The organism is Limnobaculum xujianqingii, assembly GCF_013394855.1.
Taxonomy (GTDB): Bacteria; Pseudomonadota; Gammaproteobacteria; order Enterobacterales; family Enterobacteriaceae; genus Limnobaculum; species Limnobaculum xujianqingii.
The window spans coordinates 1,340,799-1,363,724 of the sequence record NZ_JABMLK010000002.1; the positions used below are offsets into that span (position 1 = coordinate 1,340,799).

Here is a 22,926-nt window from a genome sequence, read left to right on the forward strand (position 1 = left end):
TATTCAGGTATTTTTATGCAAAACCAGCGTATTGGAGCGCTTTTTGCTCGCTATGCGATTCCGGCATTAATTGCGATGCTAGTTAGTGGTACCTACCAAATTATTGATGGCATCTTCGTAGGAAGATATATCGGTAGTGATGGGCTGGCCGCTATTAATCTTGCCTGGCCACTGATTGGTGTCATGCTGGCGGTAGGGCTAATGGTGGGTATTGGTATTGGTAGTCATGTTTCTCTGTCTCGTGGAGCAGGGGATCGTGAGATTGCGTCATCGTATATAGGTCAGTTGCCATTACTGATGATTATTCCCGGTATTCTGTTGAGTATTATTCTGTATTTCTTTGGGCATAATATTCTGGCCTTTCAGGGAGCGACCGGCAAAGTGTTGGAGTATGGTAATGACTTTCTGATCGTCGTAGCCTGTGCGGCTCCTCTGGTATTAGGCAGTATTGCGGCACCTTATTTGATGCGTAACCTGAATGCGCCTCGTCTTGCTACAACGTTTATGGTGATAGGGGCGTTAATCAATATCCTGCTGGACTACATTTTTATTGTGTTGCTGGAAATGGAGCTGGTGGGTGCTGCTCTGGCAACAGTGATTGCAGAAACAACAGCAATGGTACTGGCGCTGATTTATATCTTTAGTCGGCGCAGTCCGGTAAGAGTGCAGAGACGCCATTTTAGACCTCGTATAGACCTTAGCTGGAAGATCAGTAAAAACGGCTCATCAAGTCTGTTTATGTATCTCTATTTAGGGGCAACGATTGTTGCTTATAACTTTATGTTTATGAGATATGGTGGCGCTATTGAAGTAGCAGCTTATGCAGTAACCGGCTATTTGCTGACATTTTACTATTTGTTGTCTGAAGGGCTGGCTCACGGTATGCAGCCAATTGTTAGCCGCTTTTATGGTGAAAAACAGGTTGTTCCAGCGAAACAAGTATTAAAGCTGGCTATGATGTTTAGCGTCGGAGGCGGCGTGTTTTTTACGGTGGCTCTGTTGCTATTCCCGGCTCTGTTTGCGAGCTTTTTTGCCGGTGATAATCAAAGTTTGCAGCAGGTAATTATTCATGCGATCCGTATCTCCTTATTTGTGCTGTTTATTCAGGGCTTCTTTGTCGTTACAGAAGCATTCTTTCAGGCAATCGGAGAAGGACATAAGGCACTGATAATTACGATTTGTAATATACTGATTCAACTACCGTTCTTGTTTATTTTACCGCGCTATTTAGGTACTGATGGTATCTGGCTGGCGATGCCACTTTCGGCCATATTTCTGATGATTCCGGTGCTGTTTTTGCTGATAAAACAGGTTAAGCAGATGGATCAAATCATCGTGGCGTAATCATTTCCCTGACCGCTCCGGTATTTGGCGTGGTCAGGAGTGATATTCAATGCAAAATGTACCTTTGCCCAGCTGTTTAGCCTGATACATCGCTTTATCAGCCAATGACAGTAATGTCTCTGGTTTAAGCAGGTCGTCATTTAATCCAATGGCAATACCGATACTGGCGCTAAGTCTGACGGGGATTTGGTCAATATGGGTAACTTCAGCTAATCCCTGTAATAATCGTTGGCTAATCGCCGATACGATATGCTGGGGATTATCAGGATGGCTAAAAAGAATAGTAAATTCATCCCCAGCCAGACGAGCGGCCATATCGTTTAGCCGTACTGATTTACAAATAATTTCAGCGACAGTTTGCAAAACTTTATCGCCAAACTCATGACCGTAGCTGTCATTGATACCCTTAAAGCCATCCAGATCCAGGAAAAATAGCGCCAGCCATGTGTGTTGCTCCGGATCGAGCAGCATATTGTTTAAGGTTTCAATAAACGATCTGCGGTTTGGCAGATTGGTCAGCATATCGTGGGATGCTTCAAAGATCAGAGTTTGCTGCAGCTGTTTAAGCTCAGTGATATCAAGAGAAAGAATATAAAACTCACCCTGTTCACGATCTCTGTTAGGGATAAGAGTGGTTTGAACATATTTCAAGCCCTCTTTGGTGGGCAAGGTATTTTCAAACGAGACTTTTTGGCCAGCAATGACCTTTTCAATGTAGCGTTGAGCTGCCCGAAAACTGGTTTTGCCTATGACGTCAGGCATATACATTCCGATAATATTTTTGGTCTGCAAACCGAACCAGTCTTCATAGGTTTTATTATTAAAGGTGTAATGAAGCTGATGGTTAACACAGCTGACTAAAGCAGGAACGTTATCCGTAATCTCTTTCAGACGCTCTTTTTCAATATTTAATAAATTCTGAGTTTCAATGCGTTGTTCTACTTCTTCATTCACCAGATGCAACATTTTTTCCAGTTGTTCGGTACGATCTTTGACTCTGATTTCCAGTTCATCAGTTAATTTTTTAAGTTCATATTCGATGGACACTTTGTCATTAATGTCCACGATGATGGAAATAAAGTGGTGGGGCATTCCCTGACTGTTTCTCACCATAGAGACAGTCAGTAGTACCCAGAAAATATGTTTTTGTTTAGTGATGTAGCGTTTTTCAATGGTATAGGTTTCTATCTTTCCATCTAATACGTCTTGTAATAAACCAAGGTCGGTATTCAGGTCGTCAGGATAAGTGATCTCCTGGAACGTCTTGTTTAATAATTCTGGCTCAGGATAACCTAACAGTTCACAAAGTTTTGGGTTTACCCGTAGCCATTGCCCGGTTAAAGAGACGTTTGCCATCCCAACTGCTGCCTGATTGAAGGTTTGAGCAAACATCGATTCCGTATTACTCAGGTTATCTTCAACTTTACGGGTATAGGTGGTCTCTTCCAGACTGTGAAAATACTGCTCAACAATTTTGGCAAAGTCGCTCAGTTTACGTTCATCATCGTGGCTGAATTTATGTTTTTTAGAATCGATGATACAAAGTGTACCCAGTGGAATACCCTGGCGAGAGTGAATCTGGCAACCGGCATAAAACACCAGATGCGGTGCTTCAACTACCGGAGGAATATGACAAAAACGCGGATCTTTACGCAAATCAGGAACGACAAATACCGAACGTTGCATGATGGCGTGACTGCATACCGAAATATCCCGTGAAGTTTCAGTCAACGATAAACCAAAACAGGATTTAAACCACTGTCTGTCACTATCAATCAGGGTGACCAAAGCGATAGGCACATTAAAAAAATCTGCCGCTAAACGGGTCACACGGTCTAACTGCTCTGAAGGCGGAGTATCCAGTATCTGAAGTGATTTGAGTATTTCAATTCGTTGTTTTTCAGTATTGGGTAGCCGTACAGGAATCATTAGCGCGTTCTCATTGTTATATATACATGTTAAGTATAGACAATAATTTATGCTTTACAGGCAAGCGATTGAAATGATTCCTGTATTACTTCTCAGGAAAGTATCACCTGTTTCAGTAGCATAAATATCATCAGGCTGAGAACCACTGAGACCAGCGTATTACGAATAAACAGCGCCAGTAAAACAGAGATAACAGCACCAATAAAATAAGGATTGAGAGGAATCTCCCGAAATCCATGGTCATCCAGAAAAATAATGGGCCCACAAATAGCGGTTAAAATTGCCGGTATTGAAAACCCCAACAGTTTCTTGATGGTGGGACTGAGTTTGATTGGCAAACTGGGTTCTAAAAACAGGTAACGGTTTACAAACACCACCAATGCTGTAGTAAAAATAACTAACCAGATCATTCTTTATCTCCCATAACCAGCGAAGTGATTAATCCGGCAAACATGGCGGTTACTCCAGAAATGATTAACGAACTGGGGACATGAAAATAACCTAGAACAATGGACAGTATTAATGCAGTCAATACGCAAACAATAGTTGGAATGTTTTTGATTAACGGAACCACAATGACAATGAAGGTTGCCGCGATGGAAAAGTCTAATCCATAGCTGCCTAAATTCTCTATCTGAGTGGCAGCTAATACGCCAGCCAGAGTTGACAGTAGCCAAAAGATATAGAAAAACAACCCAACGCCAAGGGCATACCAGCGGTCAAACTCAGCGGCACTGTGTTTTCCTATCAACGCAAACAGCTCGTCGGTTAATAAAAAACCTAAAATCAAACGCCATCTTAACGGCAATGGTGCGATGCGATCTCGCAGGGTCAAACTGTAAAGCAGGTGTTGTGAAGAGATAAAGAAGGCAGAGACCATAATTGCCATCACTCCGGCACCGGCTTTTATCATTCCCATTGCTGCCAGTTGGGTGGCGCCAGCAAAGATGATAGCAGACATACCAACGCCTTCGGCGGGAGTCATACCGCTTTCAATCGCCATTGAACCTGCCAAAATTCCCCAGGGTAATACAGCCAGACTTAACGGTAATATTGCAATACAACCCCTCAGAAAGCTGTTCCACCCAGTTGGATGTCTATTTTCTGATGTTAATTCACTCATGATGATGCTGTTTATCCGTAAATTTCACTTGTTTCTTGTGTTGTTTTTATACCACAAACTGGGGATAACTATGATTCTATAAACTATTTCTGACAGAGATATTTATTGTCAGATTATTATTGTTGACTATTAATCAATTATCTTATGAATTTATTGCGATTTTATTAATGAATAAAACAGGTACACTATCTCCATTAAGTTAGGGTATCCATCAGGCAGTTTCCGCTTGGTGTAACATCAAATTAATTAAGCGAAACAAAATTATGAGTAAGATTCTGATTATCAATGCAATGAAAAAATTCGCTCACTCTAATGGTGAGCTGAACTTAACGCTGCATCATGCTGCCGCTGATTTTTTACGCCAGGCCGGGCACGAAGTGAAAGAGACTATTATCGACCATGGTTATGTTGTGGAAGATGAGATTGAGAAATACCTTTGGGCTGATACGGTGATTTACCAACAGCCAGGCTGGTGGATGGGTGCTCCATGGATTTTGAAAAAGTATATTGATGAAGTGTTTACTGAAGGTCATGGCCGTTTATATGCCAGTGATGGTCGTTCTCGTTCAGACGCTGCGAAAAAGTATGGTTCAGGCGGTTTGATTCAGGGGAAAACCTATATGCTGTCAGTGACCTGGAATGCTCCGCAAGAAGCCTTTGACGATCCATCCCAATTTTTTGAAGGTGTTGGTGTGGATGGTGTTTATCTGCCGTTCCACAAGGCGAACCAGTTTTTAGGTATGAAACCACTTCCGACCTTCCTGTGTGTTGATGTGATGAAACAGCCTGATGTAGAAAATAACCTTAAGCGCTTGCGTGAACATCTGGCTACTGTTTTTGCCTGATTTTGTCGAGTTGTCTAAAAAACGGTCATCAATAGTGACCGTTTTTTTATATCAGGGGTAATATGGCAGCACGATAGCGCAAAGGAACAGTGATAATGAGTCAGCAGGTTAAGTCAGTGAAACAGGAATATTGGCGGTATGATGCATTACCCCATATTGAGCTGCGCTCGACTCACCGGAGCCGTATTGGTTATAAAGCCCACCTGCATCAGGCCCTCTCTGTGGGGGCAATACAAGAGGGTTGTACTTGCGTTAATTACGCTGGTCGTAAATATATAGCCCGTGCTGGTGAGTTGGTGCTGATTGAACCTGAAGCGGTGCACAGTTGTAATCCGATAGAAGGTGAAAGCCGCAGTTATCATATGCTTTATCTGGATACAGCATGGTGTCTGGAACGTCTCTCTTCTCTGTTATCTTTCCCGGTAGAACATATTTATTGTGACTGCTTTGCCATTCGTGAACCAACGCTGTTTGCGCAATATTTGGCGCTGGTTGATCTATTACAACAGGGAAACGTTAAGCTAATACCTGAGCTTCTCGACCGCTTTACTTTCACGTTATTTAGTCGTTATTGCTCATCGACGGCTTCCTGCGAGCCTGAGCGTGAAGTAACTCTCTATATGCGCCAGAGATTGCAGGAAAATTTGATTGATCCTCCTTCTTTATCTCAACTGGCTGATGAACTTAGTCTGCGGCCAGAAACACTAATTCGTATTTTTTTTCATGATGTTGGTATTACGCCAAAAGCGTTTGTGAATAATTTACGTATTGAGTATGCCAAGCAACTATTGCGGCAAGGAGAGGAGATTGTCGATGTAGCGCAATCAACAGGATTTAGCGATCAGAGCCATTTTCATAAGCTTTTTGTATCGAATACTGCGGCAACACCAGGTCAGTACCAACTGAGCCGATCAATTTCTGACAATCGTTAGCCGGTTACTATCGTTAGAGTCTGCCTTATCTATTTCTACTGGAAGATAAGATATGACAACGATAGCGTACTGGTTACCCGAAGCTTTTCCGTTATTGGTTTTGGCTCACGGTGTTGCCCTGTTAAGTCCGGGGCCTGATTTTTTTCTTTTGACGGGTTATGCCGTGCGCTATCGCCTGAAGGGGAGCGCGCTGATTTGTGTTGGTATTGCGCTGGGGAATGCAATCTATATTGCCGTTGCCATCGTGGGATGGAGTGGATTACGCCACAATACCTGGTTATTTAGTGCTATCGAGATTATAGGGGCATTTTACCTTATTTATCTGGGGATTATGTTATGGCGTAGTCAGCCAAGGGTACTGGAAATTGGCATCGAGGATGCAGGTCTGGTATCACCCACTAAACAACTGGCTTTAGGGTTAGCTTCAGCGTTGTTGAATCCTAAAAATGCCTTATTTTACATGAGCCTGATGACGGTTATTCTCGGAAGTCAGGTTACGTTAGTTCAGCAGATTAGCAGCGGTATCTGGATGTTTTTAGCTGTGTTAGTCTGGGATTTATTAGTCGCTGCCGTGATTAGCTTGCCGCTGTTACAGCAGCGGTTAAGTAATAGTATTCACTGGATTGAGCGCTCGGCGGGCGCAGTATTATTGATGATGGGATTATGGCTGATAATTCAGGTCGCGACGGATAGATAACCGCACATAGCGTCTGTATGAAGAAGCCACACTATCCTGATTGAAAGGTTTGAGGAGCATAAAAATGCAAAAACAGACGTTATCATGGTGTTGGTCACAGCCAGGCAGACCTGATGAACTGGAGCTTAGTCATACAGAGATTCCGTACCTGGAGGACGATCAGGTATTGATTGCCAATAGTGTTAGCGGATTGAATCCGGTGGACTGGAAGTTTATTGAACAACCTTTTGATTTATGGCAATCGGGCCATGTTCCCGGTGTTGATGGAATGGGTATCATTATTGCTAAAGGCTCCCGGGTGGCTCATTTGCGCATTGGAATGCGAGTGTGTTATCACACCAATTTACGAACCAATGGCAGCTTCAGCCATCACACTGTGGTGTCAGCGAAAGCGGTTATTCCTGTTCCTGATGGGGTTAGCGATGAAGCGGCGGCCGCATTACCTTGCCCTGGGTTGACGGCGTGGCAAGCAATGAAAAAAGTACCTGAACTCAAAGGAAAGCGAGTGCTGGTCAGCGGCGCCGGTGGTGCGGTAGGTTCTATCCTTACTCAGTTACTGATTCGTCAGGGCGCTTTGGTCTATGCGACAGCCAGTTCAATTAATCATGCTCGTTTGGGACATTGGGGTGTGATTCAATCCTTTGATTATAAAGATGATGACTGGCGGCAACAGTTAAGGCAACAACTGGGCTCACATGCGTTACATGCAGCATTTGATCTGGTGAGTGGTGAACATGCAGCCACGTTGGGGGCATTACTGGGCTATTATGGGCATCTGGTTTGTGTACAGGACAGGCTTGAACATTCTCCTGTAGGGCCATTTACCACCTGTATCTCTCTGCATGAAATTGCTTTAGGGGCGATACATCAACATGGTAGTGATGCTCAATGGGCTGAGTTAGTAGCAGCCGGACAGTCACTTTTGGCTGATGTTGGTCGCGGAGCGCTGATTTTACCTAAATTTCAGTTAGGGAGCTTTGAGCAATTACCAGAAAGCCTGACTGAGCTGAAACGTAATGACAGAGCAATTAAATATTTGATTCAGAATTAACTTAATTATGGAATTGATTTTTTTAGGTACTGGTGCCGGTACACCAAGTAAAGAACGAAATGTGAGCAGTCTGGTACTGAATCTGCTGAGTGAACGCAATAGTTTTTGGATGTTTGATTGTGGAGAGGGAACTCAGCATCAGATTTTACATTCTTCAATAAGAATGGGACGTCTGGAAAAGATCTTTATCACTCATCTGCATGGGGATCATATTTTTGGCCTGCCCGGATTGCTAAGTAGCCGTTCAATGGCTGGATCTCAGGATCTATTAACGCTTTATGGCCCTCCTGGCATTAAAGCCTTTGTGGAGACAGCCTTGAATCTCAGTGGCTCTTATCTGACTTATCCATTGGAGATTATAGAGATTCAATCGGGTAAGGTGATGGAGGACCAACATTTTTGCGTCACGGCATTACCGCTGGTGCATGGCATAGAGAGTTTTGGTTATCGTATCGAAGAAGCCGATAAACCGGGCACATTAGATGCTTCTCGCCTGTTGGCTGAAGGGGTACCCGCAGGCCCAATTTTTCAGCGACTGAAGGCAGGTGAACAGGTTCAGTTGGATGATGGAAGAGTGATTAATGGCCTGGATTACCTTGGCCCTGCCCAGAAAGGACGAGTGTTAGCAATATTTGGTGATACTTCCCCATCTGATACTTCATTAGTGATAGCTAAAGATGCCGATGTGATGGTTCATGAAACCACACTGGAAGCGTCAATGGCCGAGCAGGCCAATAGCCGAGGGCATTCGACCACTCAGCAAACCGCAGAGTTAGCAAAAGCGGCCGGAGCGAAACGCTTAATTATCACTCATTTTAGTGCTCGTTATGGAGCAGAAGAGAGCTTACGCTTGTTGGCTGAATGTCAGGCAATTTTTCCTCAAACCGAGATGGCCAGCGATTTAGCTGTGTTTGCACTTTAGTTAGTTTATCGGGTATTTGCATAGCAGATACCCGATAGTCTTCATCCATAGAATATACGATCTTTTTTATTATTTATGGCAGGTTGGTGAACATAACAATATTGATAGGAGTGTTTTCACTGATGAGATAATGAGTGTTTTTGAGCGTTTTAAATAATTATCATATACGCAATGTGTCTCCAATTTGTTATTTTTAATTATTGTTTAACATGCCTGTTTAGTAAAATAATGCTCAGATTAACAATTCCATAAAAATAATGTTTTTTGTGGTTTATGACAGGTGAAAATATTTTATTAGTTGGTAATATTCTGCATTCTAATATAGATCAGAGAATGCTATGTACAGTAAATTGGTTGTTTCATTAGCTGAGCACCCTCAGTACTTTGATGATGTAATGGAGTGGTGCTACCGGGAGTTTTGGGAAGGGCCAAGAACCGATAATTTTGAACTTAAAGAGTTTTTGAGTGAACATCTCAGGAAGAATAAAATTCCCTGCTCTTTAGTTGCATTATGTGATGGGAGGCCTGTAGGTTCTGTACACTTGATGGGAAGAGAGCATGATATCAATCCCTTTTTCCCCTGCCTGAGTGGTTTATATGTTTTACCCGGGTACCGAAAACTTGGTTTTGGTTCAATGCTGATTGAGAATGCATTAGAGCGAGCACGTACTAATGGTTTTTCGAATGTCTATTTGGCAGCAGATGAGAGCATTACTTATTATGTTTCCCGTGGATGGACTGTAATTGCACCCGATGAACAAAGCGAACTCTATATTATCTCAAGACCAAGTCGTATACCTTTCTTTCCTGCGAATCCTAATATGCTGCATTAATATATTTAAATAGTGATTAAATATTAAACTGACTACCTAATTTTAATGGTATATGTATTTTATTATTCATATTATTTCCTGGCGGCTAATGTTGTTAATAATATCTATATGGAACTATTTGTTTTGATAAATTTCATTTTGATTAAAACAATAGAGGTTATAAGCATTAAGATAATTGTTAATTATAATTAATATAATTCTGAAGCGTGACATCGATTGATATCATCATTGATTGTCAATTGCTGGTCTTTAACATTATAATAAAAACACTGTTCCAATTTTTCTGAAACGAATACCAGCATAAGGTGGCAACCAAATGGCCGCGGATGATTTAGATAAACAGCCAGACTCAGTCTCATCGGTACTGAAAGTTTTTGGTATATTGAATGCGTTAGGTGAAGAGCGTGAGATGGGAATCTCCGAGCTGGCCCAACAGGTAATGATGTCAAAAAGCACGGTATATCGTTTCCTGCAAACCATGAAGACATTAGGGTATGTTACGCAAGAGGGGGAATCCGATAAATACTCTCTTACTTTGAAGTTATTCGAGTTAGGTTCAAAATCACTACAGAATGTTGATTTGATTCGTTATGCCAATGTTCAAATGCGTGAAATATCGAAACAAACTAAAGAGGCTATTCATCTGGGCGCTTTGGACGATGATGCCATTATTTATATTCATAAAATCGATTCCTTGTATAACCTGAGAATGTATTCGCGTATTGGACGCCGTAACCCAATTCATACTACGGCGATTGGCAAGGTGCTGATGGCATGGAGCGATCCGCAGGAAGTACAAGAAACGTTAAGCAAGATTACTTTTACCCGCAGTACAGATAATACCATTCTGTGTGCTGAAGATTTTATCTCTGTGCTAGAGTTGGCTAAAGAGCAAGGCTATGCAGAAGATATTGAGGAGCAAGAAGAAGGTCTGCGTTGTATCGCGGTACCAGTATTCGATCGTTTCGGTATTGTCACCGTTGGTTTGAGTATCTCATTACCGACTATCCGCTTCTCAGAAGAGAACAAGCCTGAAATTATTAAGATGCTGCATGATGCGGCCCGGAATATCTCTTCACAAATGGGTTATCACAACTATCCATTTTAAGTGAGTGGTAGTAAAAAGGGGACTTTAGGCCCCTTTTTACTACCATCAACAACAGCTAGTAACGCATGATTCTGTAAAATATTATCCACTTCCAAACGTATTAATTACTCCACGCAACAAAAGTCAGACGCCAGACAAAGTTTTTTGTCATATATCAGTGTACATTTCGGTCAGGATTTTAGAAAAATAACTTTATATCAATCGGATATTACTCTCTGACAGGATTCGGTTTATGAAATTGAAATGTGCAATTATTGATGATTTCCAGAATGTCGCTTTATCTATGGCTGATTGGTCTTTGTTACGGGATCGGGTAGAGGTATTTTCTCTCTCTCAACATATTTCCGATGAACAGGAATTGGCTGACAGAATTGGTGATTGTGAAATCGTGATCATTATGCGGGAACGTACGCCGTTTACCGGATCGCTATTGACTAAGTTACCTAAACTTAAACTACTGATTACTTCCGGTATGCGTAATGCCGCCATTGATGTGAAGGCAGCAACGGCTCAGGGCGTTACCGTTTGTGGAACACCAAGCGGTTCTGAGCCACCAATGGAGCTGACCTGGGCTCTGATTTTGGGGCTGGCTCGCCATATTGTGCCGGAGAATAATGCTTTTCGCCAAAACGGAGCATGGCAGAGTACTGTTGGCGTAACACTTAGCGGCAAACGCCTCGGATTGCTGGGGCTAGGTAAAATCGGTGGGCGAGTTGCTCAGGTTGCCAAAGCGTTTGGTATGGAGGTTTCGGCCTGGAGCCAAAATTTAACGACTGAGCGGGCAAGTGAAGTTGGGGTTGAATTGGCACCATCAAAAGAGGCTCTGCTGGAGAGTAGTGATTTTGTTTCTATTCATCTGGTTCTGGGAGAACGTTCCCGAGGGTTAATTGGTGAAGCTGAATTAAACAGAATGAAGTCAAAAGCATTTTTGATTAATACCTCGCGGGCAGCCATTGTCGATCAGAAGGCTCTCATTGATGCTTTGAGCCATCAGCGTATTGCCGGTGCAGGGTTGGATGTATTCGAAATAGAACCATTACCAGAAGGCGATATTCTGCGTACTTTACCTAACGTTCTGGCAACACCTCATTTGGGATATGTATCTGACAGTAACTATCAGGGTTATTTTCAGGGAGCGGTTGAAGATATCCTCGCTTATCTTGCAGAAAAGCCGATTCGACAACTGAGCTGAGTTTATTAAGGATTTTCTCTGTAAGCCCCCTCATAATAAATTATGAGGGGGCTTTTTTGAATTATCCATATCTTTTTTTAGTTTTTACAACGCTTTGGGTTGAAGGGCTCGGTTTCAAATCAAATATTTAGTTTTTCAATAGTTAGTCTGAGTCAAAAAAAGATCGGTCTCTGTTACTCGCTGATAGATGAAAGATTTGTGACTGGTGTATACTCCGGACAGGTAATTTTCTATTTAGGTTATGTAGCGTTGGAGGCTGAATGATAAATAATAATAAATCGGATGAAAAAATGACAAAAGGCGCAATGATTACTCAGGAAATATTGGATACTTTAGCCGAACAATGTGCTGCAAAATATGCAGCAGTAAAAGATAAGGTTTCTCTTACTGATGAAATTAGCGATGAGACTCTGCGTCTGATAGGACCTACAACCAATGACATTGCGGAAATTTGTGTGATTAATGTTTATCAGGCTCGTTATTATCTGTTGAAATTGATGGAAGAAGGCCGAGTATTAAAAACTGGCGTGAAGAAAGGCTATCCATTGCATTGGTGGTTGATTGGTGCTGAAAAATAGTATTTGTATTGAAGTATTCTATCTTTAAGGAAATTAATATCAGGGATGAATTAATAACAGAAGGATAGCAGCACAATTTGTGTTTTTCTGTTATCTAAAAGTATATTTGCTAAATATCAATTCATATTTTCTCATCTGTCTTCAATTGGTTAGTTATAGTTCTCCAGATTATTCCCATTAACTTTTACCAATTAATCAATTTATTCTATCTACATTTTGTGGCTGTAAAGCAATTCATATCTATCTGGCTATAATCAGTTATTATCGGTAAATATCTGTCAGCATAGGGTGACATTGATGTTCATCAATCGATTTTCTGTTTCTATCGTGCCTGTTATTGGGGCTTTTTCTGGCATTCTGCTGAGTTCAATGGCTATGGCAACACAGAATTCTGATAACCAAATGTTAGCTAAAACCGGTGATATTATTCAGGTACGCCTTGATGAGTTACATCCAACACAGGTTGCTGTGGGTAAGTTGCAGATTGCTGGTGATTTAGACGAATATACCACTAAGCCTGAGAAGCTGTTTATGGATCTCTGCAAAGTTCAGGGAGCGGGTAAACTGGAGCAGCAAACTCAATCCTCTTCTCCAGAGGATCCCTCGTCATATCGCTGTTCATTGCCCGTTGGAACAGATAAATCAGCAATGAATACTGTCGATATTGGCCCGGGTGGGAAAATTTATCTGACTGACGGACATCATGCCTTTAATAGTTTTTGGGAAGCCAGCGGTGGTGATGTCCGTTTAAGCGTATTAGTCGGCGATAATTTGAGCCATGATGCAAAGGGAAATCCTGTTACTCAGGCTCAATTTGAGCAGAAAATGGCGGAGCTAAAACATTTCTTACCCATTGATGCTAAAGGTAATGCTATTACATTTGCACAATTGCCATCATCTCTTGGATTGAAATTATTTCAGGACGATCCCTGGCGTTCAATGCTCTACTATTTAAGGGGCATTTCTTATGATAAGTCAGATAATAATTTTGATCCGAAAACCGGAAAACCTTATCCGGAAGTACCTTTTCTGGAGTTTTATTGGGGGCAATTGCTAAACAACAAAATGAATTTAAGTCAGTACTCACTATCAGAACTGGATGGATATATTAAAGCATTGAAAGATGCCGCTAAAATAATGATTGAATTACCTCCGGATCGGCTGGTCGGCGGCTCGGGAAAAAGTGCCGCTGAGTTAGGTAAGTTGGACAAGATACATAAGAAGAAATTGAAAAAATTGTCAGAACCAGATTCTAAACTGGCAAGAGCCCTGGCTTATCAGATGTCTCATCAACCATAATTTCTGCTTTTAGCGTGACCGGTTTAACCAGCTGTGACTCCATTCTTCTGGTGTATTCGGATAATCGAGTGACAATACCTGATTGAGAGCATATAGCGTTGGTGATGGTAGCTCTCCGGGTTCTTGTAGCTCTTCGGTACGCAGGACGCACGACGGAGAACCATCGTTTATAATATTCCCTCCGGATAAATGTATGACTCGTGAATAGTGGCGAGCAACAAAATCTAAATCGTGGCTAATGGTTAAAATGGTGGCGCCTGACTGTTGGCAATGGGCCAGCCATTTCTCAAAAACCTTAAGCCAGTAAGCGTCAAAATCACGGCTTGGTTCATCCAGAAGTAGTAATGGCGGAGATAAGGCGGCCAGACAGGCAACGGCGACCATTCTTCGCTGGCCCGCGTGAAGATCTAACGGATGTTTGTTTGCCAGTTCAGTTAGCTCGCACAGTATCAATGCTTGTTCTGTATATTCTGCTATTTGTTCTCGCGTTAAATTCCGTTGTTTTAAGCCAAAGGCAATTTCATCTCTCACGCTGCTATGAAATATCTGCTTTTCCGCTTCCTGAAACAGGATGCCGATATTCATAGCCCTTTGCCGGGCTTTTTGCTGTGAAAGGTCCATGCCATTCAACATAATCTGACCTTCATCTGCTTTCAGTAAGCCTGCCGCCAGACGTAACAATGTCGATTTTCCCGCGCCATTATCACCAACCAACGCGACGCGCTCTCCCTGATTCAGGCTTAAGTTGAGATTATTCAGACAATATGTCGAAGCCTCTGGCCAACGAAAGGAGACATGATTAAAAGCCAGCATATTGATCCTTAAAAGCGCAGATGAGTTCATTTTCCGTGCGGGGAATTTCTCCCGGCCAGGCATGATGAGTTGAGAGTAAATGAATGACCTGCCAGGCATCCGGAGCATTAATCTGAGTCATCGCCATCTGAAAAATTTGTGAGATAGCCCCTTGAATCAGCTGTTGTCCTTGTTTGAGTACCAGAGCCTGGGCACAATATTTTGCAGCTGGTAAAAATGCCCGCTCAAATAAAATGATTTTGCAGTTGTGGCGTAAAGCATAGCTCTTGAGCTCGGATAACAATTGTACTGTCGCTTTGGGTGTTAATCGGCTAAACGCTTCATCTAACAACAGTAATTTAGGACGCATTGCTAAAGCACAAGCCAGAACGACTCGCTGGGCCTCTCCGCCAGACAGCGTTGAGGGATGTCGTGTACGTAAGTGCTGACTATGAGTACTGTCCAAAGCTTCATTTATACGCTTAAGAATCTCATCGGGTGGCAAAGCCAAATTCTCAGGCCCAAATGCGATCTCTTCTTCAACGCTGAATGTACAACCAGAAAGCTGAAGCTGTGGTGATTGTTGAATGAGTTGTACCTGTGCCGCGTGAGTTGATAGCGGGACTTGCCCTATATTCTCGCCAAATATTTGTAATGTGCCGTTTAGATTACCTGTCAGTTGTTCCGGAAACCATCCAGCCAGCAGTTGGGCCAGTATGCTTTTTCCACTGCCGTTACCTCCATAAATAACAAAAAATGGATCGTCTGGCAGCGTAAGGCTCAGAGGGCCAAGTAGCGGTTTTTCTTCTCCACGTGGTGTAAAGGTGACATCTTTTAATATAACCACCAGAGATACCCTCCGATTTGAGCTAAACAAAGCAGAAGTAAAGCGTAACGACTGGCTTGCTGTAGCCGGCTGTCTGGTGGTGCCCACAACGTTGTCCGGTGAGCATGCACTCTGAAAGCTTTCATATCCAACGCAGCCCCTCGTATTGCCAGTTCATTAATCGCATTACTGGTTAATGGTAGTAACAGGGCTGGAATGGCTCGCAATCGTTGATGCCAGGAACCGTCCAGAGGAATTCCCCGGGCTAGTTGTGCATCTCTTATCGTGTGTAATTGTTGGCGTAATTGTTCCACAACCAGCAACGGACCTGCTAAAACATAAGCAAAGCTGATGGGTAATCGGCTGGCAAATAGCGCTCGTACAAACTGGCGAGTCGGGACTTTTTGTAACCAGATTTGGGCGCTACTGACAATTGCCAATAGTTTTAGCCAGAGTGCGATAGCCATTGGCATTCTTTGCTGATCCAGTGGGGTTCCATTTAACCAGTGTGCCAGCCATAATCCTAATCCCATTGGAACCATAAACCAGACGACATAGCGCCAACGGTGTCGGGTGTCTGGCAGTATTAAAAGCAGCGCAAACATACTTGCACTGTAGATTAATAGGGCATATCCCAACGGCAAAAGTAGTGCTGTCAGAGCTAGCCATCCCCATAATATTAATGAGGTGAATGGATGCATATTAGCGAACTGCTGCCATATTAGGAAAGCTGTTATGTGTTCTTTGTGGCAATCCTCTGACTAATAGCCAGGCAATAATGGCAGTCAGAATTTTATCAACCAGATTTACCCCAATCACCGTAATAGCGACAGATTCAACTAAGTTCTGTCCTACCGCATTAATATAGGCAACAAAGAAATCTGCACCACTACCGGTAGCACCACCAAACAGGTAGGTACGAATGGGCACTGCGATTAACGTTAATGCCAGCGTGATAACGATGCCAGAGACGATAACTTTTGGTAGTGAGCGAAACCAGCCAATGCGAGCCATAATGCCGCAAACCAGACCAATCACCATAGCAACAGGAGCGAAGGCCGCCGCAATTGGACCGGAGATTAATCCCCAGAGCAGATTAGTTAATAATCCAGTGAACATCGCAGCCCAGGGGCCGGCCAATAAAGCACATAACATAGTGCCTATAGAATCAAGAAAGATGGGGAGTTTGAGCATGGAAACAATTTGCCCACCAATCATATTAATTGCAATAGACATAACCATGAGAACCAGAGTACGACTGGAAACGGCATTACTTGCCATAGAAACCTCGATGACGAAATAAATTTAAAATAATAAGTGCTATTAACGGTTATTAATAACCAGTTCTTCATAACCTGACAATAAACAAGGCTGCCGACTGAAACGCAATTGTTCCAATTCTCCCAGTACTAACTCCAGTGTTGTTCTGACCGTGCATCCTGGCATGATGTGGCCACCAGTAACTTTCCCCGTCCGATCGGAAACCGACAAATGCAGATGTTCCCCTTGTTGCTCCAGAGTACCTATCAGCGAAACAACTTCAAATTTTCCACTGAATACTGTGGTATCCGATTCCCCGGCGAAGCGCAGTGCAACATCTGTCAAACTACCCACGCACCCTGCAGATTTTGTTCAGTAATAAACGTTTTTAGCGTGCTTAATAGCTCCTGGCCGGGATAGAGGCGTAAAGCAAAAAAGCGCGCGTTAGAATAGGAGCTAATCTGATGATTCATAGAATATTTGCCTGCTATTTCACTGGTGTTAGTGATGGCTTACATACCCAATTTTATGGAGAGCCGACATATCATAGCGTTATCTGTAAAAGATAGAAGAGATGAAGTGAGAAATCACCAGATCTGAGTATGCAGAGAGATCGAGAGGACGTTGTCAGATGAATAGATGTTTATTATGGGAAGATAAACAAGAAACAAAACAGTTGCAGAACTTAATTTTTATAAACTGAAATAAATAAAAGTAAATTAAGGAATGTGCTTTTATTCAGCTCAACAGTAGGAATTGCGTTACTATCGATGCTATAGCAAAGATAATCACTGTTTTTAGGCCGATTAATTCAAGCATAAGAGATTCAATATGGAAAACCTTGTTTGTTACAAGCAACTGCCTCGTTGGAACAGCGAAACGTTACCTGCCATGTTTCAGGAAAAACATAATACTCAGCAAGGAACTTGGGCAAAATTGACGTTATTTAAAGGTGAGGTGACGTTTGCTTTTTTAACTGGTGATGGTGAGATTATTCGTACCGAACAGTATTCTGTTCACCGTCAGCCTGAACTGATTAAGCCACAGGAGTGGCATAAGATCGTTAGTTGTTCTTCGGATATTGAATGTCAGTTAGATTTTCATTGTCGACCAGAAGACTATACCAATAAGAAGTATGGTATGACGAAAACACATTCTGAAGTGCTCAATGCAACGCGTTATGTTATGCCTTGCAAGGTGTTGGATTTGGGATGTGGCTCAGGCAGAAACTCTCTTTACTTAAATAAACTTGGTTTTGATGTCAAAGCATTAGACAAAAACCAACAGAGTATCAGTGCACTTCAGGAGATTATCCATTCTGAATCGCTAAGTGGTATTCAGGCTGATGTTTTCAATATCAATGAGCAGACGATTGATGATACATACGGTTTTATTCTGTCTACCGTAGTATTTATGTTTTTGGATCGAGAAAGAGTACCTGCCATTATTAAAAATATGCAGGATAAGACCGAGAACAACGGCTACAACCTAATTGTTTCTGCAATGTCGACGGAAGACTACCCTTGTTCGGTACCCTTTTCTTTTACCTTTGGTCAGGGAGAATTGAAAGATTATTATCAAGGTTGGGAGATTATTAAATATAACGAAGATGTAGGGGAGCTACATAAGACAGATAGTGATGGTAATCGTATCAAGCTACGTTTTGCGACGCTTCTGGCGAAGAAAGTTGCCTGATTTTTCATTATCTCATCAATTATTTACTTCGGGCACGGATAAAAAGAATAGGGTAAGCTGGGTTGGTAACTCGATCCAGAGTCATGATTCAGGTAAATGTGACAGGGGATGCTTAAAGCAACCTGTAGTTTTTTGTTAGAATCAGTCAGATTCTCAATATGATATGGGGGAAACATGCGGGTTAAATTGTGTTTAAACCTTGTGGCAGCGTTACTGTTGGTTGGTTGTTCCAGCACTAACACGCTAAGCGGTGCCGGGCAGCAAGTCAGGATAGTTGATGAACAACCAGGTGCTACATGCCAGTTATTAGGCTCAGCAGAAGGTAGTCAGAGTAACTGGTTGTCTGGAGCTAACAGTGAATATGATTCAGTAACCAGCGCAACGAACGATCTACGTAATAAAGCGGCCGCCATGGGTGGAAATGTTATTTATGGTGTTAGTGGACAAGGACAAAGCTTCTTATCTGAGTTTGTTCCTCTGGACAGTAAAGTCAGCGGGCAGGTTTATCGTTGCCCAAATTAACTGGCTGATGAATTCAGCTCCGGCGCGTACCGGAGCTGACGTTGTTTAGTTTATAAATGCTATAACGTTATGAGTTATTTTCTGATTTATAAGAATAATACTCAAAGACCCCGTCGCCGTAGAATTTGGATGCTCTTTGTTGGACGGCGTTAAGAACAAGTCCTTTTATCGTCAGACCATTCTGCTCAAAACGCTTAAGTGACATTTCCACTTCCCTGACAGAGCTGTGTTCAAATCGGGCAACTAACAGATTTGTGCCTGAATATCTGCCAATAATCATTGAGTCTGTTGTGGCGAGTATTGGTGGGGTATCAAAAATAATCAGATCATAATTTGTACCAGCCCATTCAACAAATGCAGAGAAATACTTATTCATTAATAACTCTGATGGGTTAGGAGGAATTGCTCCTCTGGGAATAAAGTCCAAACCATTAACACCTGTTTTATAAACACATTTTTCGATTTCTTTATTATTAGAAAGAATGTCGGAGAGCCCATTATTCATCGTTATCTTGAATAATTTATGTAGTCCTCCTTTTCGCATATCGGCGTCAATCAAAAGAACTCTGACTCCTGATTGTGCTACAACAACAGCAAGATTACTGCTGATGAAGCTTTTCCCGATGCCTGATGTAGCGCCAGTAATCATTAAGATTCGATTGCTGGCATCAAGCATAGCAAAGTGCAAACTGGTTCTCAGGCTTCTTATGGCCTCAACCGCTAAATCAGTTTCTTGCTCTACTGCTAACAATTTTGTGTTATTTGTTGACGGTTGTTTTCTATTTCTGTTTTTTAAATTTTTAGATAATGGAATATTGGCATAAATATTGATACTTATACTTTCAAGTTGTGATGAATCGTTAATGGTTCTTCGGAACAGTTCCTGGATGAAGATGATTAAGATCGAGAGAAATATTCCAGCAACAAATGATAACGCCACAATTAACAATGATTTTGGTTTTATTTTTTCTGGTTGTGTAATCGCTCTGTCAATAATTCTGGCATTTCCTACCGTACTGGCTTTACTAATATTGAGCTCTTGTTGTTTATTTAATAACAACATATAGATTTCCTGACCAGATTGTACATCTCTGGTTAACCTTAAAATCTCTTGTTGTGTTTTAGGCATATTAGTAACGCTTTTGTTCAGGCGTTCTTTTTCCTGCAGTAATGTATTCTTCTTCTCTAATAGCGAACGGTAAGCTGGATGTTCTTTAGTATATAACTTTGATATTTCAGCTTCTTTAAACGTTACTTCATTTAATTGCGAGGTAATTGCAACCATAGAATCAAGTATAGATTTTGCCTCTAAAGTTAAATCAACAGACTCGTTGGTTTGTCTGAAAGTATTTAGTTTAAACTCGGCCTCTTCCAGTTGCTTTTTTATCAGTGGTAATTGTTCTTTGAGAAAGTCTAAACTATTTGCAGCTTCTTCTGATTTTCTCTCGACATTCTGCTGTAAATAATTATTACTAATGCTATCCGCAATTTTTTTGATTTTTTCTTTATCTTTTCCCGTTACGTAAAGTCTAAGTATGCCACCATCTTTAGTCGTATCTTGAATTAATAAATCTAATAACACATTATTAATCGTAGTAAGGTAATCTTTTTTCTTTATCTTAAATGTAGTTCCTACAGGAGCAATAATGTCACTGATTAAAATAGAGATGTTATTGTTTTTTTCAAGTGATGCTATTTTTCCTGTTATATCAATACCATCCCCTTTCAGATTATATTGATTATCGGATAAGATTGTAAGAGTGAATTCATCATTATACATTGTCTCTGGAATATCAAATTTAGATATAGCAACCTGAGCTGGTTTGATTTTTAGCCATTTAGACAGTTTTTCTCCAACAATGGGAAAATATTTTTCTGATACTTCAATGTCTAAACTCAGGTCGGAAACAGTTTTTCCTATGACCATTCGTGATTTTATCAGCTCGATCTCTGTCGCTGTTGATGGTGTAATATTACTGGATAAAATTTCGGAAACGCTATTTAAGAGACTATTGGTAGGATTTTTTTCTATTTGAATAAGTACGTCAGCTCGATAAATAGGAGTAGCAAATAAAGAGTAAAAAGCTCCAATCAGAGTCAATAATATGGTTATAGAGATGAGTAACCATTTTTTATCGATAATGGTTCCTAGAATCTTTCCTAAATTTATCTCGTCTTCTTCTTTAGGATTCTTATGTGAGGTACTACGATTTTCTGACATACTCATTCCTACTTATTCTAATGCTATCTTCATTGATATTTATTAGTGTTTAAGCACTTTTACCCACATATCAGCAGATTCAGATAACTGTTGATAAATTAATTCAAACATTTCTCTGCTCTTTCTATAAGGATCGGCAATATCACGTTGGTTATTCCAGTGACCAAATAACATTGTTTTGCCACTGGCTTCTGGAGCCAGATGATTTATCATTTCCATATGCATTTTTTCCATGACCAAAATTAAGTCATATTGGCGACAGAGTTGAGCATTAAACTGTTTAGCTTTGTGATCTGAGACCGAAATTTCATGTTGTAGTGCAATTTCTGTCATTGTTTTTTCTACTGGATGGTCCACGACGGCTTTTAAACCCGCGGATTCAATAGTTTTATCAGGGAGCTGTATTTGTAACAGCCGTTCCCCTATTGGAGAACGGCAAATATTACCTACACAAACCACCAGAATAGAGTTAAACATTAGTTTGGCCAATTTCTCATCCAACGAGTTGACTCAGTCATACTGTTAATACTGGTTATTGTTGGGGCTAGCTGGCTAATCACACGATTCCAACGGGATATTGGGGCTGTTGTAACATAAACAATATCATAAGGTTGCAATTGGAACTCAGTACCTAATACCAGAGCAGAAGCATCTTTTGCATCTAACTGATATATATTGGCTAGTTTATTATCAGCATTATCATCAGATTTAATATCGTCATTATCCTCTTCTTCTTTCAGAGGACTAAATAACAATGAGTTATCTGCAGTGTCGCTACTTTCTTTAAGAATGGCATTATTCTTTGTTGTATCCGTGTTTTTATGAATAGAACGAATAACAAATATACCGCTGGCATCACTTGCTGCTTGATCAATTCCATCGGCATTTCCCAGCGCTTCAGTTAATGTCATACCACTACGATCCATTCGTAATGTACTTTGTTTTTTGACCTCACCCATAACAAAGACTTTTAAATCATCATTGCGTGGAATATATAAAATATCACCATCATGCAACAAACGGTTCTGGGTTAAATCACCATGTTGCATTAATGCATTTAAAGATACAGGAAATTTCTCGCCATTGCGGGTAAGTATTGCATTGTTCCAGTTAGCATTTTCCGTAAGCCCTCCCGCCTGATTAAGTGCATCGATGATGGTCAATGGAATGTTGGTGATAGATTGTTGACCGGATTTCGTTACTTCGCCAGTAATATAGGCCTTTTTAGCTCGAAAAGCGGCAATACTGACATCGACTTGGGGAGATTCAATATATTGAGCAAGCTGGTTTGTTATCGTTGTACGTATTTGGGCCATTGTTTTGCCTTTAACGGATATTTTACCAATATAAGGGTAAAAAATAGTACCGTCAGATTGTACCCAGTTCCCCGTATCGCTGGCGCTACGATACTGGCCTGCCGGTGTCGTCAACTCAGGATGGTCCCATACGGTTACCATTAGTACATCACCAATGCCGATACGATATTCGTAGTTTTGTAGTTCTTTTTCCAAATCGGGGTTAGCCTGAGCAACTACGGGGTGAGTCCGCTGTTGTTCAACTAATTGTGGAGTAATGGTATAAACATTAACCATCTGGTTAATATCAAAATTCTCATCTCCCTGCTCCTGAATTGTCTTATTTGAGGTCGAAAGATGGCTACCAGGCTCCAGAGTACAACCATTTAGAAAGACCATGGTTATTAATGATGGTATTATTATAGATATTTTCATTTCATATACTGCCATAAAGTTTAGGTC

23 protein-coding genes and 1 pseudogene are annotated in these 22,926 nt (G+C 41.4%); 13 read left to right on the plus strand and 11 right to left on the minus strand.

Going from position 1 to position 22,926, the window contains the following annotated elements; genetic code table 11:
* The first annotated feature begins 15 nt into the window (after positions 1-15).
* Positions 16-1,344 (plus strand): MATE family efflux transporter, encoded by a 1,329-nt coding sequence (locus GOL65_RS20175; protein ID WP_140921288.1) that lies wholly within the window; start codon positions 16-18, stop codon positions 1,342-1,344.
* A 33-nt stretch (positions 1,345-1,377) separates the two neighbouring features.
* Here GOL65_RS20175 and GOL65_RS20180 read toward each other — a convergent pair whose 3' ends face one another.
* From GOL65_RS20180 to GOL65_RS20190, 3 genes are all read right to left on the minus strand, one after another.
* The gene (locus GOL65_RS20180) at positions 1,378-3,273 is read right to left on the minus strand and encodes a diguanylate cyclase domain-containing protein (RefSeq protein WP_140921287.1); all 1,896 of its coding nucleotides are present in this window, start codon (positions 3,271-3,273) and stop codon (positions 1,378-1,380) included.
* Positions 3,274-3,365: 92 nt separating this feature from the next.
* Positions 3,366-3,683, minus strand: coding sequence for an AzlD domain-containing protein (locus GOL65_RS20185; protein ID WP_140921286.1), 318 nt, complete (start codon positions 3,681-3,683; stop codon positions 3,366-3,368).
* On the minus strand, positions 3,680-4,396 hold the full coding sequence (locus GOL65_RS20190; protein ID WP_140921285.1) for an AzlC family ABC transporter permease: 717 nt from the start codon (positions 4,394-4,396) through the stop codon (positions 3,680-3,682). Before GOL65_RS20190 ends, GOL65_RS20185 begins: the two co-directional genes overlap by 4 nt.
* Before the next feature lie 263 nt (positions 4,397-4,659).
* Here GOL65_RS20190 and GOL65_RS20195 point away from each other — a divergent pair, with 263 nt between their 5' ends.
* From GOL65_RS20195 to GOL65_RS20240, 10 genes are all read left to right on the plus strand, one after another.
* Positions 4,660-5,241, plus strand: a complete 582-nt coding sequence (locus tag GOL65_RS20195; RefSeq protein WP_140921284.1) for an NAD(P)H-dependent oxidoreductase — start codon at positions 4,660-4,662, stop codon at positions 5,239-5,241.
* A 95-nt stretch (positions 5,242-5,336) separates the two neighbouring features.
* On the plus strand, positions 5,337-6,173 hold the full coding sequence (locus tag GOL65_RS20200) for a helix-turn-helix transcriptional regulator (protein WP_140921283.1): 837 nt from the start codon (positions 5,337-5,339) through the stop codon (positions 6,171-6,173).
* Between the two features lie 52 nt (positions 6,174-6,225).
* Entirely contained in the window at positions 6,226-6,870 is a 645-nt protein-coding gene (locus GOL65_RS20205) for a LysE family translocator (protein ID WP_140921282.1), read from the plus strand.
* 64 nt (positions 6,871-6,934) lie between these two features.
* Positions 6,935-7,921, plus strand: a complete 987-nt coding sequence (locus GOL65_RS20210) for a zinc-binding dehydrogenase (RefSeq protein ID WP_140921281.1) — start codon at positions 6,935-6,937, stop codon at positions 7,919-7,921.
* Positions 7,922-7,928: 7 nt separating this feature from the next.
* Positions 7,929-8,843: a ribonuclease Z gene (gene rnz / locus GOL65_RS20215; protein WP_140921280.1), complete on the plus strand. Its 915-nt coding sequence runs from the start codon at positions 7,929-7,931 to the stop codon at positions 8,841-8,843.
* A gap of 338 nt (positions 8,844-9,181) precedes the next feature.
* Entirely contained in the window at positions 9,182-9,676 is a 495-nt protein-coding gene (locus GOL65_RS20220; RefSeq protein ID WP_140921279.1) for a GNAT family N-acetyltransferase, read from the plus strand.
* Between the two features lie 316 nt (positions 9,677-9,992).
* Entirely contained in the window at positions 9,993-10,784 is a 792-nt protein-coding gene (kdgR, locus tag GOL65_RS20225) for a DNA-binding transcriptional regulator KdgR (RefSeq protein WP_140921278.1), read from the plus strand.
* A gap of 232 nt (positions 10,785-11,016) precedes the next feature.
* Positions 11,017-11,976 (plus strand): D-2-hydroxyacid dehydrogenase family protein, encoded by a 960-nt coding sequence (locus tag GOL65_RS20230; protein ID WP_140921277.1) that lies wholly within the window; start codon positions 11,017-11,019, stop codon positions 11,974-11,976.
* Positions 11,977-12,236: 260 nt separating this feature from the next.
* Positions 12,237-12,554 carry a FaeA/PapI family transcriptional regulator gene (locus tag GOL65_RS20235; protein WP_140921276.1) on the plus strand — a complete coding sequence of 106 codons (318 nt, stop codon included), beginning with the start codon at positions 12,237-12,239 and terminating at the stop codon, positions 12,552-12,554.
* A gap of 297 nt (positions 12,555-12,851) precedes the next feature.
* Positions 12,852-13,853 (plus strand): ParB/Srx family N-terminal domain-containing protein, encoded by a 1,002-nt coding sequence (locus GOL65_RS20240; protein WP_140921275.1) that lies wholly within the window; start codon positions 12,852-12,854, stop codon positions 13,851-13,853.
* 9 nt (positions 13,854-13,862) lie between these two features.
* Here GOL65_RS20240 and GOL65_RS20245 read toward each other — a convergent pair whose 3' ends face one another.
* From GOL65_RS20245 to GOL65_RS20265, 5 genes and pseudogenes are all read right to left on the minus strand, one after another.
* Positions 13,863-14,666 (minus strand): energy-coupling factor ABC transporter ATP-binding protein, encoded by an 804-nt coding sequence (locus GOL65_RS20245; RefSeq protein ID WP_140921274.1) that lies wholly within the window; start codon positions 14,664-14,666, stop codon positions 13,863-13,865.
* Positions 14,653-15,492, minus strand: a complete 840-nt coding sequence (locus GOL65_RS20250) for an energy-coupling factor ABC transporter ATP-binding protein (RefSeq protein ID WP_228723172.1) — start codon at positions 15,490-15,492, stop codon at positions 14,653-14,655. The genes GOL65_RS20245 and GOL65_RS20250 overlap by 14 nt, the downstream gene beginning before the upstream one ends.
* Positions 15,480-16,172 carry an energy-coupling factor transporter transmembrane component T gene (locus GOL65_RS20255; protein ID WP_140921273.1) on the minus strand — a complete coding sequence of 231 codons (693 nt, stop codon included), beginning with the start codon at positions 16,170-16,172 and terminating at the stop codon, positions 15,480-15,482. Before GOL65_RS20255 ends, GOL65_RS20250 begins: the two co-directional genes overlap by 13 nt.
* Before the next feature lies 1 nt (position 16,173).
* On the minus strand, positions 16,174-16,752 hold the full coding sequence (locus GOL65_RS20260; RefSeq protein WP_140921272.1) for an ECF transporter S component: 579 nt from the start codon (positions 16,750-16,752) through the stop codon (positions 16,174-16,176).
* A gap of 42 nt (positions 16,753-16,794) precedes the next feature.
* A pseudogene (locus tag GOL65_RS20265) lies at positions 16,795-17,204 on the minus strand (PPC domain-containing DNA-binding protein).
* A gap of 358 nt (positions 17,205-17,562) precedes the next feature.
* On the opposite strand from GOL65_RS20265, the gene tehB reads away from it, so the two are divergent.
* The gene (gene tehB / locus GOL65_RS20270) at positions 17,563-18,426 is read left to right on the plus strand and encodes an SAM-dependent methyltransferase TehB (protein ID WP_140921271.1); all 864 of its coding nucleotides are present in this window, start codon (positions 17,563-17,565) and stop codon (positions 18,424-18,426) included.
* Between the two features lie 174 nt (positions 18,427-18,600).
* The gene (locus tag GOL65_RS20275; RefSeq protein WP_140921270.1) at positions 18,601-18,948 is read left to right on the plus strand and encodes a DUF4156 domain-containing protein; all 348 of its coding nucleotides are present in this window, start codon (positions 18,601-18,603) and stop codon (positions 18,946-18,948) included.
* A 67-nt stretch (positions 18,949-19,015) separates the two neighbouring features.
* On the opposite strand, the gene GOL65_RS20280 is transcribed toward GOL65_RS20275, so the two are convergent.
* The 3 genes from GOL65_RS20280 to GOL65_RS20290 are packed head-to-tail and all read right to left on the minus strand — an operon-like array spanning position 19,016 to position 22,914.
* The gene (locus GOL65_RS20280) at positions 19,016-21,169 is read right to left on the minus strand and encodes a polysaccharide biosynthesis tyrosine autokinase (RefSeq protein ID WP_140921269.1); all 2,154 of its coding nucleotides are present in this window, start codon (positions 21,167-21,169) and stop codon (positions 19,016-19,018) included.
* 42 nt (positions 21,170-21,211) lie between these two features.
* Positions 21,212-21,646: an arsenate reductase/protein-tyrosine-phosphatase family protein gene (locus GOL65_RS20285; RefSeq protein WP_140921268.1), complete on the minus strand. Its 435-nt coding sequence runs from the start codon at positions 21,644-21,646 to the stop codon at positions 21,212-21,214.
* Positions 21,646-22,914, minus strand: a complete 1,269-nt coding sequence (locus GOL65_RS20290; RefSeq protein WP_140921267.1) for a polysaccharide export protein — start codon at positions 22,912-22,914, stop codon at positions 21,646-21,648. The genes GOL65_RS20285 and GOL65_RS20290 overlap by 1 nt, the downstream gene beginning before the upstream one ends.
* Positions 22,915-22,926: the final 12 nt, after the last annotated feature.

Coding starts and splice junctions, on each gene's coding strand:
- GOL65_RS20175 (WP_140921288.1), top strand. CDS start 16: ATGCAAAACCAGCGTATTGGAGCGCTTTTTGCTCGCTATGCGATTCCG.
- GOL65_RS20180 (WP_140921287.1), bottom strand. CDS start 3,273: ATGATTCCTGTACGGCTACCCAATACTGAAAAACAACGAATTGAAATA.
- GOL65_RS20185 (WP_140921286.1), bottom strand. CDS start 3,683: ATGATCTGGTTAGTTATTTTTACTACAGCATTGGTGGTGTTTGTAAAC.
- GOL65_RS20190 (WP_140921285.1), bottom strand. CDS start 4,396: ATGAGTGAATTAACATCAGAAAATAGACATCCAACTGGGTGGAACAGC.
- GOL65_RS20195 (WP_140921284.1), top strand. CDS start 4,660: ATGAGTAAGATTCTGATTATCAATGCAATGAAAAAATTCGCTCACTCT.
- GOL65_RS20200 (WP_140921283.1), top strand. CDS start 5,337: ATGAGTCAGCAGGTTAAGTCAGTGAAACAGGAATATTGGCGGTATGAT.
- GOL65_RS20205 (WP_140921282.1), top strand. CDS start 6,226: ATGACAACGATAGCGTACTGGTTACCCGAAGCTTTTCCGTTATTGGTT.
- GOL65_RS20210 (WP_140921281.1), top strand. CDS start 6,935: ATGCAAAAACAGACGTTATCATGGTGTTGGTCACAGCCAGGCAGACCT.
- rnz (WP_140921280.1), top strand. CDS start 7,929: ATGGAATTGATTTTTTTAGGTACTGGTGCCGGTACACCAAGTAAAGAA.
- GOL65_RS20220 (WP_140921279.1), top strand. CDS start 9,182: ATGTACAGTAAATTGGTTGTTTCATTAGCTGAGCACCCTCAGTACTTT.
- kdgR (WP_140921278.1), top strand. CDS start 9,993: ATGGCCGCGGATGATTTAGATAAACAGCCAGACTCAGTCTCATCGGTA.
- GOL65_RS20230 (WP_140921277.1), top strand. CDS start 11,017: ATGAAATTGAAATGTGCAATTATTGATGATTTCCAGAATGTCGCTTTA.
- GOL65_RS20235 (WP_140921276.1), top strand. CDS start 12,237: ATGATAAATAATAATAAATCGGATGAAAAAATGACAAAAGGCGCAATG.
- GOL65_RS20240 (WP_140921275.1), top strand. CDS start 12,852: ATGTTCATCAATCGATTTTCTGTTTCTATCGTGCCTGTTATTGGGGCT.
- GOL65_RS20245 (WP_140921274.1), bottom strand. CDS start 14,666: ATGCTGGCTTTTAATCATGTCTCCTTTCGTTGGCCAGAGGCTTCGACA.
- GOL65_RS20255 (WP_140921273.1), bottom strand. CDS start 16,172: ATGCATCCATTCACCTCATTAATATTATGGGGATGGCTAGCTCTGACA.
- GOL65_RS20260 (WP_140921272.1), bottom strand. CDS start 16,752: ATGGCAAGTAATGCCGTTTCCAGTCGTACTCTGGTTCTCATGGTTATG.
- tehB (WP_140921271.1), top strand. CDS start 17,563: ATGGAAAACCTTGTTTGTTACAAGCAACTGCCTCGTTGGAACAGCGAA.
- GOL65_RS20275 (WP_140921270.1), top strand. CDS start 18,601: ATGCGGGTTAAATTGTGTTTAAACCTTGTGGCAGCGTTACTGTTGGTT.
- GOL65_RS20280 (WP_140921269.1), bottom strand. CDS start 21,169: ATGTCAGAAAATCGTAGTACCTCACATAAGAATCCTAAAGAAGAAGAC.
- GOL65_RS20285 (WP_140921268.1), bottom strand. CDS start 21,646: ATGTTTAACTCTATTCTGGTGGTTTGTGTAGGTAATATTTGCCGTTCT.
- GOL65_RS20290 (WP_140921267.1), bottom strand. CDS start 22,914: ATGGCAGTATATGAAATGAAAATATCTATAATAATACCATCATTAATA.